Origin of the sequence: Paenibacillus alkaliterrae, assembly GCF_021532375.1 — a bacterium.
GTDB lineage: Bacteria > Bacillota > Bacilli > Paenibacillales > Paenibacillaceae > Pristimantibacillus > Pristimantibacillus alkaliterrae.
The window spans coordinates 93,040-113,307 of the sequence record NZ_JAKGAP010000006.1 but is presented as its reverse complement, the minus strand read 5'-3'; the positions used below and the strand labels follow the sequence as shown (position 1 = coordinate 113,307).

General features: G+C 48.8%; 18 protein-coding genes. 15 read left to right on the top strand and 3 right to left on the bottom strand.

What is annotated here, in order from left to right; genetic code table 11:
• Positions 1–739: 739 nt before the first annotated feature.
• From L1N85_RS03190 to L1N85_RS03180, 3 genes are all read right to left on the bottom strand, one after another.
• Positions 740–2,158 carry an NAD-dependent malic enzyme gene (locus L1N85_RS03190; protein ID WP_235234730.1) on the bottom strand — a complete coding sequence of 473 codons (1,419 nt, stop codon included), beginning with the start codon at positions 2,156–2,158 and terminating at the stop codon, positions 740–742.
• A gap of 109 nt (positions 2,159–2,267) precedes the next feature.
• Entirely contained in the window at positions 2,268–3,011 is a 744-nt protein-coding gene (locus tag L1N85_RS03185; protein ID WP_235234729.1) for a response regulator, read from the bottom strand.
• Positions 2,998–4,599 carry an ATP-binding protein gene (locus L1N85_RS03180; RefSeq protein WP_235234728.1) on the bottom strand — a complete coding sequence of 534 codons (1,602 nt, stop codon included), beginning with the start codon at positions 4,597–4,599 and terminating at the stop codon, positions 2,998–3,000. The genes L1N85_RS03185 and L1N85_RS03180 overlap by 14 nt, the downstream gene beginning before the upstream one ends.
• An 87-nt stretch (positions 4,600–4,686) precedes the next feature.
• Here L1N85_RS03180 and L1N85_RS03175 point away from each other — a divergent pair, with 87 nt between their 5' ends.
• The 15 genes from L1N85_RS03175 (at position 4,687) to L1N85_RS03105 (ending at position 20,266) form a co-directional block, all read left to right on the top strand.
• Complete coding sequence (locus L1N85_RS03175; RefSeq protein WP_235234727.1) at positions 4,687–5,727, top strand: DctP family TRAP transporter solute-binding subunit; 1,041 nt, start codon at positions 4,687–4,689, stop codon at positions 5,725–5,727.
• A 112-nt stretch (positions 5,728–5,839) separates the two neighbouring features.
• A complete protein-coding gene (locus L1N85_RS03170; protein WP_235234726.1) occupies positions 5,840–7,159 on the top strand; it encodes a dicarboxylate/amino acid:cation symporter in 1,320 nt (439 codons plus the stop codon).
• 196 nt (positions 7,160–7,355) lie between these two features.
• A complete protein-coding gene (locus L1N85_RS03165) occupies positions 7,356–7,766 on the top strand; it encodes a helix-turn-helix domain-containing protein (RefSeq protein WP_235234725.1) in 411 nt (136 codons plus the stop codon).
• A gap of 101 nt (positions 7,767–7,867) precedes the next feature.
• Positions 7,868–8,611 carry a YveK family protein gene (locus L1N85_RS03160; RefSeq protein ID WP_235234724.1) on the top strand — a complete coding sequence of 248 codons (744 nt, stop codon included), beginning with the start codon at positions 7,868–7,870 and terminating at the stop codon, positions 8,609–8,611.
• Positions 8,601–9,266 (top strand): CpsD/CapB family tyrosine-protein kinase, encoded by a 666-nt coding sequence (locus L1N85_RS03155; protein WP_235234723.1) that lies wholly within the window; start codon positions 8,601–8,603, stop codon positions 9,264–9,266. Before L1N85_RS03160 ends, L1N85_RS03155 begins: the two co-directional genes overlap by 11 nt.
• Positions 9,267–9,490: 224 nt before the next feature.
• Positions 9,491–11,317: a polysaccharide biosynthesis protein gene (locus L1N85_RS03150; protein ID WP_235234735.1), complete on the top strand. Its 1,827-nt coding sequence runs from the start codon at positions 9,491–9,493 to the stop codon at positions 11,315–11,317.
• Positions 11,318–11,344: 27 nt separating this feature from the next.
• The gene (galU, locus tag L1N85_RS03145; RefSeq protein WP_235234722.1) at positions 11,345–12,226 is read left to right on the top strand and encodes a UTP--glucose-1-phosphate uridylyltransferase GalU; all 882 of its coding nucleotides are present in this window, start codon (positions 11,345–11,347) and stop codon (positions 12,224–12,226) included.
• A gap of 20 nt (positions 12,227–12,246) precedes the next feature.
• A complete protein-coding gene (locus tag L1N85_RS03140) occupies positions 12,247–13,413 on the top strand; it encodes a glycosyltransferase family 4 protein (RefSeq protein WP_235234721.1) in 1,167 nt (388 codons plus the stop codon).
• The gene (locus L1N85_RS03135; protein WP_235234720.1) at positions 13,376–14,563 is read left to right on the top strand and encodes a glycosyltransferase; all 1,188 of its coding nucleotides are present in this window, start codon (positions 13,376–13,378) and stop codon (positions 14,561–14,563) included. Before L1N85_RS03140 ends, L1N85_RS03135 begins: the two co-directional genes overlap by 38 nt.
• Positions 14,454–15,575, top strand: coding sequence for a glycosyltransferase family 1 protein (locus tag L1N85_RS03130; protein WP_235234719.1), 1,122 nt, complete (start codon positions 14,454–14,456; stop codon positions 15,573–15,575). The genes L1N85_RS03135 and L1N85_RS03130 overlap by 110 nt, the downstream gene beginning before the upstream one ends.
• A 16-nt stretch (positions 15,576–15,591) precedes the next feature.
• The gene (locus L1N85_RS03125; RefSeq protein WP_235234718.1) at positions 15,592–16,497 is read left to right on the top strand and encodes a glycosyltransferase family 2 protein; all 906 of its coding nucleotides are present in this window, start codon (positions 15,592–15,594) and stop codon (positions 16,495–16,497) included.
• A 41-nt stretch (positions 16,498–16,538) separates the two neighbouring features.
• A complete protein-coding gene (locus L1N85_RS03120; RefSeq protein ID WP_235234717.1) occupies positions 16,539–17,612 on the top strand; it encodes an EpsG family protein in 1,074 nt (357 codons plus the stop codon).
• Positions 17,613–17,625: 13 nt separating this feature from the next.
• Positions 17,626–18,369: a glycosyltransferase family 32 protein gene (locus L1N85_RS03115; protein ID WP_235234716.1), complete on the top strand. Its 744-nt coding sequence runs from the start codon at positions 17,626–17,628 to the stop codon at positions 18,367–18,369.
• Positions 18,370–18,407: 38 nt separating this feature from the next.
• Positions 18,408–19,013, top strand: a complete 606-nt coding sequence (locus L1N85_RS03110; protein WP_328285143.1) for a sugar transferase — start codon at positions 18,408–18,410, stop codon at positions 19,011–19,013.
• A 71-nt stretch (positions 19,014–19,084) separates the two neighbouring features.
• Positions 19,085–20,266, top strand: coding sequence for a DegT/DnrJ/EryC1/StrS family aminotransferase (locus L1N85_RS03105; RefSeq protein ID WP_328285141.1), 1,182 nt, complete (start codon positions 19,085–19,087; stop codon positions 20,264–20,266).
• Positions 20,267–20,268 lie beyond the last annotated feature (2 nt).

The following is a 20,268-nucleotide window of genomic DNA, read 5'->3' as shown; positions in this document are numbered from 1 at the left end:
CCGATTTGACTTGTCAAGTGCACTATTCGATATGTTGTGTCAATTATGTTACGACGTTAGATTTTGGTTGTCCATTGCTTAACCTGTTGACATTGGATTAGAAATACAATTAAACCAATGCCAGTAATGGGCGGGAAGAAATGATGAGTATGGAGACAAAGATATATGAAGGAACGCGAGCTTTTCGTATTCGACGGGTTTTCCGGGGCTGATCCGATAAACCGCTTAGTACCCCTACTTTACACAGAGAAAGGTTGGACTCCCAATGTATAGTATTCGATAAGAAAGTATCATAACTTACGCAGTTCGACCCATTTTATAGGGGCTGTTTTGCGAGCTATGATGGATTTATACAGTAACTTCTCGCTTATGTATTACTCCGAGCTTAGCGTCCGGTTTATTCAAGCATAGTTTCTCACATTTACCGATTAATCTCATGAACTGCATAAGTCATGAAAGTATGTTTTCCTTGGATCAACTGCTGGAAATGTGTCCAGATGAAATCCTGTTTTGGCTTGTAGCAAGACATAGCCATCTCCGTTATTATTAAAGCTCATTAGGCCAGCCATGGCGACCGGGCATCTGAATATGGCAAGAACGCATAGCATTTTAAAGTATAAAAATCCTGTTTATACAGTATTGGTGAGAGCGCATTATTTATGCCGGACGAGACCGATCCTGTGTTATTGCAGAAAAAAAAGCTGTCCCCGGTCTACGACCCTTGGGACAGCCTCTTCGATTACAATCCCCGTTCCCGTCTTCGGGCGACGCCGGAAGCATAAGCGGCCTGGATGACTGCTTCCTTCACTTTCTCGGCGACATGCGGATTGAATACGCTTGGAATAATATAATATTCATTCAGCTCTTCCTCCGTAACGACCGAGGCGATGGCATGAGCGGCCGCCAGCTTCATCTCCTCAGTGACGCGGGAGGCGCGGCAATCCAGCACGCCCCGGAACAATCCCGGGAAGCAAAGCACGTTGTTGATTTGATTCGGATAGTCCGACCGTCCGGTCGCCATCACGCGCACAAGCCCTTCGGCCTCCTCGGGCGCAATCTCCGGTGTCGGGTTAGCCATAGCAAAGACGATCGGATCCTTGGCCATCCTGCGGATATCGTCTGCCTTCAGGACGCCGGGCGCTGACACGCCGATGAAGATATCGGCTCCCGCAATCACGTCGGCTAATCCTCCCTGTTCGCGTTCCGGGTTCGTGTTGCCTGCATACCAATTCCACGCTTCGTGCTCATAGTCTCGGCCGTTCACAAGCGCACCGGCGCGATCAACACCAATGATGTTGACGACCCCTGCGGCCAGCAAAATTTTGGTGCAGGCGATTCCGGCTGCTCCGACGCCGTTAAGCACGACTTTGCAGTCCTGGAGCCTTTTTCCCGCCAGCTTCACCGCATTTAAGATGCCTGCCAGCAGAACAACGGCTGTTCCATGCTGATCGTCGTGGAAAACCGGAATGTCGAGCTCCTCGATCAGCCGCCGTTCGATTTCAAAACAGCGCGGGGAGGAGATGTCCTCTAAATTAATTCCGCCGAAGGCTGGTGCGATCCGTTTGATCGTAGCGATAATTTCTTCTGTGTCCTGCGTATCGAGGCATATTGGGAAGGCATCGACGCCTGCCAATTGCTTGAACAGCATCGCTTTTCCTTCCATGACCGGCATTGCCGCGAGCGGGCCGATATTACCGAGCCCGAGCACCGCCGTTCCGTCCGATACAACGGCAATTGTATTCCGCTTAATCGTCAAGGTATGCGCACGGCTGGGCACTTCATGGATGGCCATGCTAACGTTCGCTACGCCAGGCGTATATACGCGTGAAAGATCGTCCCGCGTCTTGATTGTCATCTTTGGCGTCACTTCTATTTTTCCGCCCAAATGCATGAGAAACGTCTGATCGGACACCTGAAGCACATGCACGCCAGGCAATTTATTTAATGCGCTTACAATTAACTCTTTGCGATTTGTTTCAGAAATATTGACAGTCAGGTCACGAATCGTTGTCGTCTTGCCCGTTCCGCTCACGTCGACGGCTACAATATCTCCGCCTGCTGCGCCGATCGCGGTGGCGATTCGTCCGAACGTCGTGCTGTCCTTATCCATTTCCAAGCGAAGCACGATGTTGGTGCTTGCAGCTGCCGGCATTGCCATGTTGACCACACTCCCGTTATACGGTATCTGTAACTGATGCCTTTCATGTTACCGTTTTCATAGGAGTGTGGGAAGCTTTTGGACATATTGTTATTTATGAACGTTTTGGTCATGGCTTTAACACATATCGGTTAACGGGCCGGCCGACACCTCCGTAAATGATTTTAAGCTTGACGCGGCCCGTCTTCTCGAGATAATCCAGGTAACGCCGGGCGGTCACGCGCGCAATCCCGACGCCGTCGGCGGCCTCCTCCGCCGATAATCCGCCGTCATGCAGCTGCATGACATGCAGCACCTGCTTTAGCGTGGCGGCGTTCAAGCCTTTGGGCAAATCATCCTGAACGTTCGAGGGGGCAGCCGCTGCAACGCGGGACTCTGCAGGGACGTCTTCGACACCTGAATTGGCTTTATGCAGCAAGCGGTCCAATTCGTCTTGCGTCACCGACGGGGCTTCCGTACAAGCTTCATGCAGCAAGCGGTAGCGCTCCAACGTTTGCTTAACCCGTTCCAGCTTAAACGGCTTTATAATATAGTCGAATGCGCCGTTTCGAAGCATGGTGCGTATCGTTTCCGCATCCTTGGCCGCAGTGACGGCGACCACCTCGACTGGCAGTGCCATGGTCCGCAGCCGCTGCAGCGTTTCGATGCCGCCGAGCGAAGGCATGAATACATCAAGGAAAACCAGGTTCGGCGATAACTCCCGGACCAGCTGCAGACCGTCATTTCCGTTACCTGCGATACCGACGACCTGGAAGCCTTGCACCTGCTCTACGAACAGTCTGTTAACCTCTTGAACCATAGGGTCGTCTTCGATTAATACAACCTTGTATAACGGTTTATCATTTGCTTTCATATTGCAGCCCCCCTGTCATCGGAAATGAAATCTCCATCGTGGTGCCCCGGCCGGGCTCGGACTCGCACCTTAGCTCGCCGTTTCCTTTCTTCACGATGCCTTGCAGCAAATAAAGCCCGATCCCGCGGTTTTTGTTCTCTTTGGTGGAGAAGCCGCGTTCCTGCATCCGTGCTTTTATTTGGTCTGTCATTCCGCAGCCGTTATCCTCCACGAGGATAGAGAGCAGGTCTTCATTTTGCTCCAAACTAACATAAACTTCTTTGCGCTCCCGTTCGATTTCGGTCAAAGCGTCAAAAGAGTTCTCGATCAAGTTGCCCAGCAGCAGAACGAAATCGTGACGGTCCAGCAGTGGAGGAAAACGTTTCAGCTCGCTGTGCGGATCGATCTGGACATGAATGCCGAGCTCTTTGCCCCGGCTGATTTTGCCGAGCAGCAGCCCCGCCAGGCTGTCATCTGTAATATTTTCCTGCATAAACCGTGTAATCCCTTCCTGCTGTTCAGTGATATCGTACACATATTGAAGCGCCTGATCTTTTTTGTCCAGCTGAAGCAGTCCCGCAATGGTGTGCAGCTTGTTGCTGTGCTCATGATTTTGAACCCGAAGCGCATCAACGAATTCGCGCACCCCGGTCAGTTCCTCCGCCATTCTCGCTACTTCCGTGCGGTCCTGGAATATCGCAATGGCGCCTACAGTCATACCCTGTTCGCGAATGGGGATCCGATTGCTCCAAATAAGTGTTTTGCCGATCCTCAGCTCTTGATTGAGCACGGGCTGCTCAAGCTTCAACACTTCAGGAAGCCGGGTATCGGGAAGCACGTCGCAAATTGAACGGCCGACCGCATCCTGCACGACGCCGAAAATTTGTTTGGCACGATCGTTGAAGATCGTTATTGTCTCACTGCGATCAATGGCGATCACGCCTTCGTGCATGGCTTGGAAAGCGGCGCTCCGTTCCCCGAACATACGGGCAATCTCCTGCGGCTCCAAATTGTACATTTGCTTCTTGATATGGCGGGCAAGCAGCGCGGAACCGAAAATGCCGAACAGCAGGGAGAGCAGGGCAGTAAGCACGATCGCTTGCCGTTCTTCCGCGATGAGCTCTTTCAGCCCGGGCAGCAGTCCGCCCGCCACGATGACGCCAATTTGCATATGCTGCTCGTTCATGACCGGCACGAAGGCGCGCAGACCGATGCCGGCTTCTCCCATTACCTTGGACACGTATGTGTGCTCCGCAAATGCCGCATCCGCGTCGGTCGCGGCAAAGGTCCCGCCGATCCGTTCCGTCAGCGGGTGGGAAAGCCTCGTCCGATTCATATCGAGTACAACGATATAAGCAACATTGTTGATAATCCGAATGTTATCCGCAATTGGGGCAATATGCCGCGAAGCGCCCGGATTGCCTATGTTCTCTCTAATATCGGGCAAATTGGCGACAGTCCGGGCGGTGATCATCAGGCGCTGCCGCAGCTCGTCCTCCTTGATTCTTGTTACGCTGCCTATTACGACGACACCGCCGATCAGAAGGGAGAAGAGCACCAGTCCGAACGATAAAATGACGATTTTCCAATAAATGCGCAATTGGTTCAAGGACGGTTTCTCTCCTTACGTGCTTTAGTTTACGATTTGACTCTATTGTGAAATAATGATCGTAAAATAGCAACAGGGAGGTATACGGTGAAGACGTGGATCGGCATTGGATTGTTTATTGTGCTGGGGATGTTTGCGGCATTCCTGATCGGGTTTCGGCCGCATTTTACTGATTCGCTGCCGATGGATGATGAGCAGACGGGTCTGAAGGATCGTATTATTATCAAATTCAGTCATGTCGTTGCCGAAAACACGCCTAAGGGCCTCGCTGCCGAGCATTTTGCGAGACTTGTGAAGGAACTGAGCGATGACCGCGTGGAAATTCAGGTGTTTCCGAACGGGATGCTGTATTCCGAAGATACTGAATTCGCGGCGCTGCAGAGCGGAGACATTCAAATGATCGCGCCTTCCTTCTCGAACATGAGCGTGGTCGAGCCGGCGTGGCTGGCGATGGATTTGCCGTTCGCTTTCGCTGATCAGCAGGCCGTTGACGCTGCGCTGCAGGGTGAGCTTGGGCGGCGGTTGTTCGGAACGCTTAACTCTCACAAGGTACAAGGAGCAGCCTTTTGGGCGAACGGGTTCAAACAGATGACGAGCAGCGTACGGCCGCTTCAGGTTCCGGACGATTTTCGCAACCAGATGTTTCGCATCCTTCCGAGCCGGTTGCTTGTCAGCCAATTTCAAGCGCTTGGCGCATCAACCGTCAAGATACCGTTCAACGAGGTCTACGGTATATTGAAGGACGGATCCGCGGACGGGCAGGAGAATACGATATCGAATATTGTTAGCAAGCGTTTGTATCAGGTACAGAAATATATGACGATCAGCAACCACGGCTATTTGGGTTATGTGGTACTGTTCAACAAGAGGCTGTGGGCGGACCTTTCTCCTGAAGTGCAGCGGGTACTGCAGCAGGCGCTGGAGGAGACGACCGCGTGGATCAATCAAGAGACGGCTTCGATGCATGAGAAGCAGCTTCTCGAGCTGAAGGGGATAGACGGGTTCACGATTCATATGCTCACCGAAAAGGAAAGACAGCAATGGATCCGCAAGCTGGAGCCGTTGTACGATCAGTATGAGCAGACAATCGGAAGTGAGCTCATGAGCGAAATCGGAAGACCGAAATAACCAAAACGAACAATATGACCGCATGCTTGTTTGGAAGCGGTATCTCTTTTAGAATGAGGGCACACGCAAAATAAAAGCGTTTTCACAAAAAAAAGAAAGCGAGGATGCCCTCATGCGATTTAAACTGAATTTGAGAAATCTTACTGTACAAGTCGTGATTGCTATTATTCTTGGTATACTGTTCGGACACTTCTTCCCGGCAAACGGGGAACAAATGAAAATACTTGGTGACGCTTTCATCAGGTTGATCAAAATGGTCATTGCTCCGATCGTATTTTTCACCGTTGTGAACGGCATTGCCAATATGGGCGACTTGAAGAAGGTTGGCCGGATCGGAGGCAAAGCGCTGTTGTATTTTGAGATCGTAACTACGGCTGCGCTCGCGATCGGTCTGGTCGTTGTCAATCTGGTCAAACCGGGAGCGGGGATTGATGCCGGCGCTGCGACTGGCGATGTTTCCCAATACACGGAAGCTGCGGCGGAATCCAGCCATAGCATGACAGACTTCCTGCTACACATTATTCCGGATAATGCTGTAGGCGCGATGGCGGCGGGAGAGCTGCTGCCGATTCTGGTCTTTGCGATTTTATTCGGGCTTTCTTTAACGGCAATGGGCGAGAAAGCTAAGCCTGTAATCGCTTTGTTCGACAAGATGACACATGCTTTCTTCGGTATCGTGAATATGATCATGAAAGTGTCGCCGATCGCCGCATTCGGCGCGATGTCCTACACGATCGGCAAATTCGGGCTCGGTTCACTGTGGTCGCTCGGCAAGCTGATGGGCTCGGTTTATATGACAATGGCTTTCTTTATCATCGTGGTACTTGGATTGATCGCACGTGCTTACGGTTTCAGCATCTTTAAGTTTATGCGTTACATCAAAGAAGAAATCCTTCTCGTGCTTGGCACTTCTTCTTCGGAATCCGCCCTGCCGCGGATGATGGATAAGCTGGAGAAATACGGCTGTTCCAAGTCGGTTGTAGGTCTTGTCGTTCCTACCGGCTATTCGTTCAATCTGGACGGCACGTCGATTTACTTGTCTATGGCTGCGTTGTTCGTGGCGCAAGCGTCCGGCGTAGAGATGACGATTTGGCAGCAGTTGACGCTGCTTGGCGTGCTCATGCTTACCTCCAAGGGAGCGGCGGGCGTAACAGGCTCCGGCTTTATTACGCTGGCGGCAACGCTGGCGGCGTTCCCAAGCATTCCAGTCGCAGGGATGGCTCTGCTGCTGGGGGTCGACCGCTTCATGTCGGAAGCCCGTGCGATTACGAACCTGATCGGTAACGGCGTCGCCACTGTCGTCGTAGCCAAAATGGAAAATGAGTTCCATCCAGACGGGAAGCAGGAAGCGGACGAAACGGTTGATTATAGCGAGCTTCCGTCTGCGGGATCAGCTGGGAGCCTTATCAAGACGACTACCAATCTAGGGTAGTTAACGGACAAACAAAGGCGGGGCATATGCTCCGCCTTGTTTGTGTTAACGGGATATTTTACGCAAAAAAAATGAAAAGTTGTTGACCAGTTCTCTTTAAAGAACTAAAATAAAAATATCGTCTGTTATAACGCCTGACTTTGCACCTGTAATTGCCTGGTTCATGATGGATCTAAACTGGCCGAAGGAGAATATTATGATTGGGGAACGGATTAAAAGTCTACGGGAAAAAAAGGGCTACTCGATTACGAAGCTTGCTGATCTTGCTGGCGTCTCCAAGTCTTACTTAAGCTACATTGAACGAAATATGCAGAATAACCCCTCTCTTAAAGTGATGGCAAAAATCGCGGCTCCTTTGGATTCTAACATCGAATATTTATTGGGAGAAGAGCATTTACCGAAAATTTATGAGGATGAAATATTAGACGATGAATGGCGTTCTATTATAAAAAAAGCCGTTGACGAAGGAATGAGCAAGGGAGACTTTCAAGCATTAAAAGACTTGGTCCGTTCGAATATGTGGAAGGAAAGCCTGCAGGACGCGGCTGTTTCATCAAACGAAAAAAAGAAAACATCGAATATTATTATTCTTCATATCGATAACTAACGGCGAATGAAAAAAATGAAATCATGTATTGACATGTTCTATATAAGGAACTAAAATTGACTTATCGTTCTTTATAACAAACAATGTTGGCAGGTGAACAAATGGATGGCAAGCAATTGGAAGACGTGCAGACAGAGCGTATTGAAAAGGAAAAGGGCAAGGAAATTAACCTCAAGGCGCTTTACGGCACGCTTAGAAAGCGCCTTTGGCTAATCGCACTCATGACTATCAGCTTGGCCGTTATCGCGGGCATCTACAATTCGAGACCCGAAACTCCTCTCTATGCTGCATCATCGCGAATAATCGTCGCTGCAAGCTCGGAAATGATGGGCACTGCGAGGGTCCTGTTTCGAGAGCCGATTGTCTTAAACAAGGTAGCTGAGGAGCTTGGACTGAATCGTTCTGCTGCAGGACTACGGGGGCAAATACGATTAGACAGCGCTGAGGGTTCCCTTATTACGGTCGTAACGGTCGTTGATCCGGATGCAAGACTGGCAGCTGAAATTGCAAATACTTCCGTTGAGGTATATAGGCAAGTAGCAGCCGAAACGTTAGGCGTGAGCAGCATACGGGTGCTGACGCAGGCGGAAGAAAGCTCCTTTCCAATCAATGAAAAGAGCAACACGATCGTATTTGCCGCATTAATAGTCGGCCTCATTATGAGTATTGCTCTGACCTTCTTGCTCGACTCCCTTGATGATTCTATTAAGTCTGAGCAGGAGGCCCAGGAGCTGCTTGGGCTGACGATGCTTGGGCAAGTTTCCCAAATGAAGCGAAAAGATCATGCCAGAGCATCCAAGAAACAAAAAAGCATTGTAGCGCGAGGTGAAACCATTGGTTCGTGAACGCAAAAAACCGGCAAAGTCATTCGTAAGCAGAAGCTTGTTAGCCTACGTGAATCCCCATAGCTCTATTTCGGAGCAATACCGGACCATTAGAAACAATATTCAGTATGCAGCTAACGGGAGGAAGGTCCGTTCATTGCTTGTGACATCGCCTTCCGAAGGGGAAGGGAAGTCGACAGCTGCCGTAAATTTGGCCATATGCATGGCGCAGCGCGGAGACCGGGTGCTTGTCATCGACGCCAATTTCCGCAATCCGGTTCTTCACCAAATTTTCAGCGTACAAACCTCTCCGGGTTTGTCGAATGTATTAGGGCAGCAGCTCGATATTCGCGAAGCCATTTATAGTACCGAGGTCGAGGGCTTGCAAATTTTGCCGAGCGGACAACGATTTTTTAACTCGACGGAATTGCTGGATTCTGTTCTCATGGTCGATGTGATGGACTATGCCGCTTCCCATTACGATATGATTTTGCTGGACTGTCCGCCCGTGCTGGGCGTAGCGGAGACGAATGCGCTGGTCAATAAATGCGATGGCGTCATTTTGCTGCTAAAGAGCGGAAAGACGCAGCAAGAGCAGGCGAAGGAAGCAAAAAAGGCGTTGCTGTTTGCAAAAGCCAATATTTTAGGCGTCATACTAAACAAGAAAAGCGTTTGATGATCTCAATCGGATAGCGCTTTTTTTGCGGGACAGTCGTTCTCTATTAAGCACAATTTTCATTTTCAATAACATAGTCTTGTTCGGTGATGTCTCCTTACCGTTATCAATGGAGGCACTCGGCCATGCTGTGGGCAATATTCGGCCTTAGACGCAAGTCGTCAAGGGTGTGGCGTGAGGCGGGGTTCGATGCCCCAAAGGATGATCTGGAAAGGGTGAACGATTTGAAGTATCGTCAAAGGTTATCATTTTTGATTTTAATAGACTCGCTTATCGTACTGACAGCCATTTTTATTAGCAGGTTTCTGCTGGATGCCTCGCTTGATGTTGTGACGCCGCCTATTGTCATTAGCTCGATTACGCTGCTGCTTAGTCATCATTTCTTTTCCTTCTACTACAAGCTGTACAAGAAGGCATGGGAGTATGCGAGTGTCGGAGAGCTTTTGATCATCTCGAAGGCAGTCTCGTTCTCGATCATTACGGCAGCAATCATTCAGCAGATTGTTTTGCAGGATGTGTATTTTCGCTTACTCGCCGTAACCTGGATGATTCATATACTGCTGATCGGCGGCTCTAGGCTCTGCTGGAGAATCTTTAGAGGCAGATACCATAATAATGGCGGAATGCGCAAGCGTACGTTGATTGTCGGAGCAGGCTCGGCGGGTACGATGGTGGCCAGGCAGCTTCTGGGTAACGGATATACGGAGCTTCTGCCTGTCGCATTCGTTGACGACGATGCCAATAAACATAATCTCGATATTATGGGCATTCCGGTCCTCGGCGGCGTTGCGAGTATCGCGAGGCTCGCGGAGAAGCAGAAGATTGATAATATCGTCATCGCGATTCCGTCTCTGAATAAAAAACAGCTTAACACGATTTTCACCGAATGCGCGAAGTCAACGGCCAAAACGCAAATCATTCCGATGCTGGAAGATCTGGCTACCGGAAAAGTATCCGTTAACCATTTCCGCGACGTTCAGGTTGAGGATTTGCTCGGCCGGGAGCCGGTAGAGCTCGATATCGACAGCATTTCCGGTTATGTGACGCAGAAGACTGTTATGGTAACGGGAGCGGGCGGGTCGATCGGCTCAGAGGTATGCCGGCAAATTTCCAAGTTTTTGCCGGAGAAGCTCGTTTTGCTTGGACATGGGGAGAACAGCATCTATTCGATCGAGATGGAGCTGAGGGAGCTTTACGGGCATACGAACATTCAGTTCGTGACGGAGATTGCGGATCTTCAAGACGAAGCGAAAATGCTGGCGGTCATGCAAACGCATCGCCCGCAGGTGGTCTATCATGCCGCCGCGCATAAGCATGTGCCGCTCATGGAAAGAAATCCGGAGGAAGCATTCAAAAATAACGTGCTCGGCACCCTGAATGCGGCCAAAGCGGCTAGCGCGAGCCGCGTCGATACCTTTGTTATGATTTCGACCGATAAAGCCGTAAATCCGACGAGTGTGATGGGGGCAACCAAGCGTATCGCGGAAATGATCATTCAGCATATGGATCGAGTCAGTTCGACGAAATTTGTGGCGGTACGGTTCGGCAATGTGCTGGGCAGCCGCGGCAGCGTCATTCCCTTATTCAAGAAGCAGATTGAGAAGGGCGGACCGGTCACGGTGACTCATCCTGACATGGTCCGGTATTTTATGACCATTCCCGAGGCTTCGCGGTTAGTTATTCAAGCAGGCTCGCTTGCCAGAGGAGGAGAAATTTTCGTCCTCGACATGGGAGAGCCGGTGAAAATAACCGATCTTGCTCAAAATGTCATTCGGATGTCCGGCTACACGGTCGAGGAGATTGGCATCCAATACACGGGCATAAGGCCCGGCGAGAAGCTGTTCGAGGAAATGCTGAAGGAAGATGAAAGAAATGAAAAGCAGGTTTATCCGAAAATTTACATAGGAAAATCTATTGAGGTTTATTTTGAGGAAATTGAAGAGATCATTCGAGAATTCGCCGGGATGAATAAGACCGAACTGCGGATTCGTCTGCTTGATCTTGCGAATAATGTTGTTGTTTTACCGAAGTTCGCGTCGGTTACCGGATAAAAAAGCAGAGAAAAGGCGGTTGAATCTATGAAAGTAAGAAAAGCGATAATCCCGGCTGCCGGCTTAGGCACAAGATTTCTGCCAGCAACGAAAGCGATGCCGAAGGAAATGCTTCCGATCGTCGATAAGCCTACCATACAGTACATCGTGGAGGAGGCGATCGAATCAGGGATTGAGGATATTATCATCGTTACCGGCAAGCATAAACGGGCGATAGAGGACCATTTCGACAATTCCGTGGAGCTTGAGCAAATATTAACGGCCAAGCATAAATACGAATTGTTGAGCGAGGTTCGCAAATCATCCGACATGGTCGACATCCACTATATACGGCAAAAAGAGCCCAAGGGCTTGGGTCATGCGATCTGGTGCGCCCGCAAGTTTATAGGAAACGAGCCGTTTGCCGTGCTGCTGGGTGACGATATCATTTCGGCGGAGAAACCGTGTATCAAGCAAATGATCGAAAAATACGAGCAATACCGCACCTCGATCATCGGCGTACAGCGCGTAGCGGATGATGTAGTGTCTCGTTACGGGATTGTCGATGGAAGCTTATTGGAACAATCCTTCCACCGGGTGAAGCATCTCGTGGAGAAGCCTGCTCGCGAGGATGCGCCTTCGAATATGGCGATCATGGGGCGTTATATTTTGAGCTCGGCTATTTTCGACGTTTTGGGCAATCAGAAGCCAGGAGCCGGAGGCGAAATCCAGCTAACGGATGCGATTGCAACGCTAAACCTGTCGGAGGCGATCTACGCCTATGAATTCGAGGGCAAGCGTCATGATGTGGGCGAGAAGATGGGCTTCATTCAAACGACCATTGAGTTCGCTATGCAGCGGGAAGATTTGCGCTACGAGCTGTTAGACTACCTGTCGCAAATGGTAGAACGGGAAGGTGTTCGCAAATAACGACGGGATAGGGTGGGGACATGGTTAACAAAATATTGTTTTTTGCAACCGTTGATTACCATTTCAAGGCGTTTCATCTGCCGGTCATGGAATGGTTCAAGCAGCAGGGATGGGAAGTTCATGTCGCCGCGAAGGGCGAGCTTGATCTGCCGTTCGTTGATAACAAATTTAATTTGCCCATAGAGCGCTCACCCTTTCGTTTAATCAATGTGAAGGCTTATCGTGAGCTGAAAGCTCTAATCAAGCAGCAGGATTACAGCATCATTCATTGCCATACGCCTATGGGAGGCGTAATTGCACGCTTGGCCGCACAAGGGGCAAGAAGGCATGGTACGAAAGTAATCTATACGGCGCATGGCTTTCACTTTTGCAGAGGGGCTTCCCTTCTGAACTGGGCGCTCTATTATCCGATCGAGAAGAGGCTGTCCCAAATAACCGATTGCCTGATTACAATCAACGAGGAAGATTATAGCTTAGCCGTTTCGAAACGCTTTAAAGCGCAAAGGATTGAGCATGTACATGGCGTAGGCGTCAATACTTTGAAATACAAGCCTTTGCCCCAAATCGAAAAATGGCGGCTGCGTCAGGAGCTGGACTTTCGTACCGATGATTTCCTAATGTTCTATGCAGCAGAATTCAACAAAAATAAAAATCATCAGCTGCTCATTCATGCGCTCGCAGCGATTAAAGAGCAAGTACCCCATGCCAGACTGCTGCTGGCCGGTCAGGGTCCGCTTCTCGAGCCGTGCCGCGAGCTGGCCGCTCAGCTTGGCGTAGCGGAAATGGTTCAATTTCTCGGCTATCGCACCGATATCGCCGAGCTTCTGCCGATGTGCGACGTTGCGGTTGCTTCAAGCTTGCGGGAGGGCCTGCCCGTTAATATTATGGAGGCGATGGCCTGCGGTCTTCCCATCGTCGCCGTACAGAACAGAGGGCATTCGGAGCTTGTGTCCGACGGGGAGAACGGTTTTATTATTGCTCCAAGCGATACGGCATTGTTTGCCGAACGGTTGAAGCAGCTTAGTGGATCCATTGAGCTCAGGAAGCGTATGGGGATGAGAAGTCTGCAATTCGTGCAGAAATATGGATTGGCGCAGGTTAAGCAAGAGCTTGGCGGAATTTATATGTCGTTTATGCTGGGGGAACCGAATGAATCCCAAAGTCAGTATCGTCGTGCCTATATATAATATGGAAGCTTATTTAGACAGATGTTTTGAGAGTCTGCTCGGGCAAACTTTAACGGACATAGAGATTGTAGCGGTTAATGATGGATCTTCGGATTCAAGTCTTCAGCTACTTCAGGATTACGCGCGTCATGACTCGCGGATAATCGTCATAGACAAAGCGAATGAAGGAGTATCAGCTGCCAGAAATGATGGCGTGATGGCGGCGAGAGGACGTTACATCGGGTTTGTCGATCCGGACGATTGGGTCGATTCGGACATGTATGAGGAGCTGTACCGGGCGGCTGTTCAAGAAGACATCGAAATCGTCATGTGCACCTATATTCGTGAATTCGATGGGCATTCGAAGGAGAAAATTTTCCAATTGCCGCATAAACAAACCTATCGTGCGGATGGGGTTCGAACGAATATGCTTAGGCGGCTTGTCGGCCCTTTGAAGGAAGAGGTTGCAAATCCTGAATACTTGGATGCATGGGGAACCGTCTGGTCTAAACTTTATCGTGCTGAATTGTTGAAGGGCAATCATTTGAAATTTATGGACCTAAGACTAATAGGAAGCAATGAAGATACTCTATTTAACATGCATGCGTTTTATTATGCCAATTCCTTTATGTTTCTTAATCGCCCGCTCTATCATTATTGGCGTGCAAATGCAGCATCAATCACTTCCACCTACAATCCGAGGCTGGCGGAGAAATTCGATAAGCTCTACGGTTCCGTGCAGTCCTTCCTCTTGGAAAAGCAACTGGACGATGAGTATAAAACAGCGTTAAACAATCGGATTTGTATGAATGTATTAGGGCTGGGGCTTAATATCATGAGTGAGGGACCGCTTTCTTCTATTCGGAAGAAGCAGAAAGCTTTAAGCCGGCTGCTGCATAGCAGCCGTATTAGTCAGTCTCTTAAGAAGTTTGAAGTAAGTCACTGCCCTTTGATTTGGAAGGTCTTTTTTTTATGCGCGAAATACAAATTTTCGCTCGCCATTTACTTCATGCTAACGGCCATTAACTGGATGAGAATAAACAAAACGGGGAGGATTAAAGTTGAAACCGGTTCGAATCTTGCAAGTGGTCACGATCATGAATCGCGGCGGATTGGAAACCATGCTGATGAACTACTACCGTCAAATGGATCGAAGCAAAATTCAGTTTGACTTCATCGTTCACCGGCATGAGGAAGGTCATTATGATCAGGAGATTGCGGCTTTAGGCGGAAATATTTATCGCATGCCTCAAATCAGGCCCGGAAATTATTTTCCATATTTTAGAATGCTGGATCAGTTCTTTAGGGATTATCCTCATTATCAGGTTGTGCACGCCCATATTAACGAGAATAGCAGCTTTGTACTTAAGGCGGCCAAGAAAGCCGGAGTTCCTTGCCGAATAACGCACAGTCATTTAAGCGATCTTGGTATCGATGTGAAGCTGCCCTTTCGTCTGTACGCAAGGCTGGCGATGAAGGATAATCCAAGCAGCTACTTTGCTTGCTCGAAGAAAGCGGGGAAATGGCTGTTCGGCAAACGATTATCCGACTCCGGAAAAGTAATCGTGCTGAATAATGCCGTGGATGTCAAACAGTTTTCGTTCAATCCTGGCATTAGAGATCAGATAAGGGCGGAGCTTCAAGCTGGAGACCGTTTCGTTATCGGCCATATTGGAAGATTCAATGAACAGAAAAACCATGACTTTTTAATCGATATTTTTAAGGCGCTTCATGACAAAGAGCCGCAATCGATGCTGGTTCTGGCAGGCGAGGGGCATTTGAGGCCGATGATCGAGAAAAAGATCGAAAGGCTGGGCTTGTCCGGGCACGTCAAATTCCTTGGCGTTCGTAACGACATATCCGATCTGCTTCAGGGTATGGATATTTTCCTGTTTCCTTCTTTATTCGAAGGCTTGCCGGTCGTTCTGGTTGAAGCGCAAGCCGCGGGCCTCAGATGCGTCGTTTCCGATACGATCACATCGGAAAGCGATGTAACGGGCAGGCTTCAGTTTATTGGCTTAAAGGAGTCAGCCGGGTATTGGGCTGAGCAAATCGCTGCCACCTCCCGAGAGCACGCCGATACCTCCGATTCGTTAAGAAGCAATGGATACGATACGACTACAATGGCGAAATGGCTGTCCGATTATTATATGGACCAGGTCTCCATGGCTGTTTCAAGGTAATGGGGGATGAATGATAGTGAAGCCGATGTTGACTGTGTTTACGCCTACTTATAATCGCGCCTATACGCTGCATCTTTGCTACGAGAGCCTCAAGCGCCAAAGCTGCAAGGATTTTGTGTGGCTCATTATTGATGACGGCTCAACGGACAATACGAAGGAGCTTGTGGCTGGCTGGATAGAGGAAAATGGCATACCGATCCGCTATCATTTCCAGGAAAACCAAGGAATGCATGGCGCGCATAATGCAGCCTATGAACGGATCGATACGGAGCTTAATGTCTGCATCGACTCGGATGACTATATGGCCGATGACGCTGTCGAGAAAATAACGGCTTTTTGGAAAAAAGCAGGAAGTGAACGGTATGCGGGCATCGTCGGATTGGACGTAACCCAGAACGGAGAGGTAATCGGCTCCAGACTTCCCGAGCATTTGGAGCATGCTACGCTTACCGATCTATACGCTTTGCATCAAGTGAAGGGAGATAAGAAGCTTGTTTACCGTTCGGAATTAACGAGCAAATATCCTCCTTACCCTATTTTTCCCGGCGAAAAATATTGTCCATTATCCTACAAGTACATTCTGATCGATCAGGATTATCCGCTGCTCATTATGAACGAGGTGTTATGCGTCGTTGAGTATAGGCAGGACGGATCAAGTCTCAATATCATCAAGCAATACAAAAAAAATCCTCACGGCTTTTCCTTTTTCCGCAAAGTCGCGATGGCCTATGCCCCGTCCTGGAAAAGCAGAGTTCGCGAGGCCATCCATTATGTATCCAGCAGTGCAATTATTCGAAACAAAAACTTTCTTAAGGAATCGCCGCGCAAAGGGCTAACTCTTCTCGCGATTCCGTTTGGATTGATGCTTTATGTTTACATTCAAAATACGAATAGAGCAACGGTGTTGAAGCAAAATCAATAACCAAACGAGCATATAAGAATTCAGAGAAGGGGGCGAATAACATGACGATACTGTGGATTACGCTGGCTTTCGTATTCTCAGTTTCATTAGCGGCCAGATACTTTTCAGTACCGGCAGGGATCGCCCCTTCAACGATCATTCCAAACAAGTATTTGGCTTTTATAGCTGCGCTCACGCTTGCGGCGGTTTCCGGTCTGCGAGTTAATATCGGCGATACCTTCTTCTATATGCACAGCTATTCAATCGGTGATTTTAGCTGGGAGTCGATTGCTGACAGCAATGACATCGGCTTTAATATTTTGCAAATGCTGCTGAAGCAACTGTCGGACGAACCGCAAATTCTAATTTTGACGACTGGCGTTTTGACCAATTTATTAATCGTCATGGTACTGTACAAGTATACGAGACTGTTCGAGCTAAGCGTCTTCTTGTATATCACTATGGGAACCTTTACAGTATCCATGAACGGGATAAGACAGTTTATGGCTGCCGCCATTATATTCGCCGCTACAAAGTACGTGCTGGAGGGCAAGTGGAAGCCGTATATAGCCATCGTCGTCTTTGCTTCCTTGTTTCACCAGAGCGCGTTAATCATGATTCCGATTTACTTCATCGTGCGCAGGGAAGCATGGACGAAAACGACCTTTATACTGCTATCTTTAGCAGTCCTCATGGTATTCGGCTTCAATGAATTTTCCGAGTTGTTATTTACCGCGATCAAAGACACTCAGTATGGTCATTATGAAGCCTTTGCCGAGGGCGGAGCCAGTTATATTCGAGCCATTATTGGGATATTGCCGCTTTTGATTGCTTATTTTGGCAGAGAAAGACTTAAACAGATTTTTCCCAATGCCGATGTGTTCGTTAACATGTCACTGGTGGGTGCTGTGATTATGCTGATTTCGACGCAGAATTGGATTTTTGCGAGAATGGCCATTTATTTTAATTTATATCATCTTATTTTAATCGCTTGGTTAATTAAAGTTTTCCGTAAAAAGGATCAAAAGCTCATTTATCTATTGCTATTAATTTTCTATTTTTTATTTTATTTTTACGAATCGGTGATCGCTCTCGGACTGGAATATAAAAGCGATTATTTAATATGGCCGCTATAGAGGGGGGATTTGAGTGAAGGTTGCAGCTAAAATACCTCGCATTGTCCATTATTGCTGGTTTGGACGCGGGGAAAAACCGAAGAAGATGGTCAAGTGCATGCGAAGCTGGCAAAAGCACTTAAGCGATTATCAATTTATCGAATGGAATGAGGATAATACCGATCTTTCCGTGAATCGTTATGTGAAAGAGGCTTACGAGGCCAAAAAATACGCGTTCGTCAGCGACTACGTCCGGCTTCATGCCTTGTATCATCATGGCGGCATTTATATGGATACAGATGTCGAGGTCATTAAGCCGCTTGATAAATTTTTGAACCACGAGGCTTTTTCCGGCTTCGAGGATCAGACGTTTCTCCAGTCGGGAACGATGGGGGCCGCTAAACATCATCCTTGGATTAAAGAATTGCTGGAGGATTACGACAACAGAAGCTTTCTGCTCAAGGACGGTACATACGATACGACTACGAATACGGCGGTCATCACGGCCATTTGTAAAAATCATGGATTAGTGTTGGACGGCAGCTATCAGGTGATTCAAAATGGAGTGACTTTCTATCCGAGAGATTATTTCAGCCCTTATGATTATATAAACGGCGGCAATTATAAGACCGGTGACAGTCATACGATCCACCACTTTGCCAAATCGTGGCTCCCCGCACATGTCCGTATAAGAGGCGATGTGAAAAGAGTATTAAGCCGCGTTGTCGGTCCCAAAATGATCGCACAAATGAGAAAGCTGTTATCCTCTTCTCATTAAGACGGAATGAATACGAGAGTAAGGAGCCATTATTTATGTTGAAACGAATATTCGATTTTGTTACGGCAAGCACGCTGCTTATTATTCTGGCTCCGATTATATTGCTGACAGCCATGATGGTAAGGATTAAGCTTGGCTCACCGATCGTATTCAGGCAGAAGCGTCCGGGCTTGCATGGCGTTCCGTTCTATGTTTATAAATTCCGTACGATGACTGACGAGAAGGACAGCCTCGGCCAATTGCTGACGGATCAGCTTAGGCTGACCGCCTTCGGAGCGTTCATGCGGAAATATAGCCTGGATGAGCTGCTCCAGCTCATTAACGTCATCAAAGGCGAGCTCAGCTTAATCGGGCCCCGCCCGCTGCTTATGGATTATTTGCCGCTTTATACGGAGGAACAGGCGCGGCGCCATCTTGTAAAGCCTGGAATAACCGGCTGGGCGCAAATTAACGGCAGAAACGCAACCTCGTGGGAGGAACGGTTCGAGCGGGATGTCTGGTACGTGGAGAATCAAAGCTTCCGGCTGGATATGAAGATATTGCTGCTTACCGTAAAAAAGGTGATACGCTCAGAAGGAGTTTCGAATGCCGGGCATGCTACGATGCCTATATTTCTAGGAACAACAAGCAGCCGCGAAGGATAAAGCCATTTCTCAAGCATGGATATGCGAGAGAATTGGCTTTTTATATTTTTCTGATAAGGATGTGTAATGATATGCCAGCTAATGAAATGAAACGAATCTATTTGTCTCCGCCGCATATGAGCGGCAAGGAGCGCTTTTATATTGACGAAGCCTTTCAGACAAATTGGATAGCTCCGCTTGGACCTCATATCGATGCTTTCGAAAAAGAGCTGGCGAATTATGCAGGCACAGCCGACGCGGTGGCGGTCAGCTCAGGCACGGCCGCCATTCACTTAGCGCTGCAATTGCTGGGCGCAGGCCGCGGAGATACGGTATTCTGCTCCAGCTTTACATTCGTAGCAAGCTCGAATCCGATCCGATATTGCGGGGCTGAGCCCGTATTTATCGATTCCGAGCCCGAAACGTGGAATATGTCGCCGGAGGCGCTGGGAAGAGCCTTAATGGCTGCTGCCCGCGAGGATAAGCTGCCGAAGGCTGTCATCGCCGTTCACCTGTACGGACAGGTCGCTAAGATGGATGAAATTAATGCCGTTTGTCAGCAATATGAAGTGCCGGTAGTCGAGGATGCCGCTGAATCATTAGGCTCCACCTATAAAGGGAAGCAAAGCGGAGGATTCGGAAAATTCGGTATTTTTTCTTTTAATGGAAACAAAATTATTACGACATCGGGAGGGGGCATGCTAGTATCCAATGATACGGAGTTATTGACAAAGGCTCGTTTCTTGGCAACGCAAGCAAGGGATTTGGCACCTCATTATCAGCATAGCAGCATGGGCTACAACTATCGGATGAGTAACGTGTTAGCCGGCGTGGGCAGAGCACAATTAGAGGTTTTAGATGAAAGAGTGGCTGCAAGAAGAGCCGTATTCGATAATTATGAGCAAGCATTTGCTAGTCGTAGAGGAATCAGCTTCATGCCGGAGCTTAGCGGTACGAGATCCAATCGATGGCTGACGGCTTTAACGATTGATGAACAGGAGACAGGTGTAACTATACCGGTATTGCTCGAAGCATTGGCAGACGCAAATATTGAAGCAAGGCCGCTCTGGAAGCCGCTCCATATGCAGCCTTTATTCGAAGGCACACGATTTTATTCGCATGAGGAGGGAGAGCCTTTTTGCGAGCGGCTGTTTAGGAGCGGCATTTGTTTGCCGTCAGGCTCAAGCATGACGGCGGCGGACCAGGTTCGGGTTATAGATTGCATGAACAGCACATTCGATAAGCTTGCCGGCAGAAGCGCTCAAACCGCTTAATG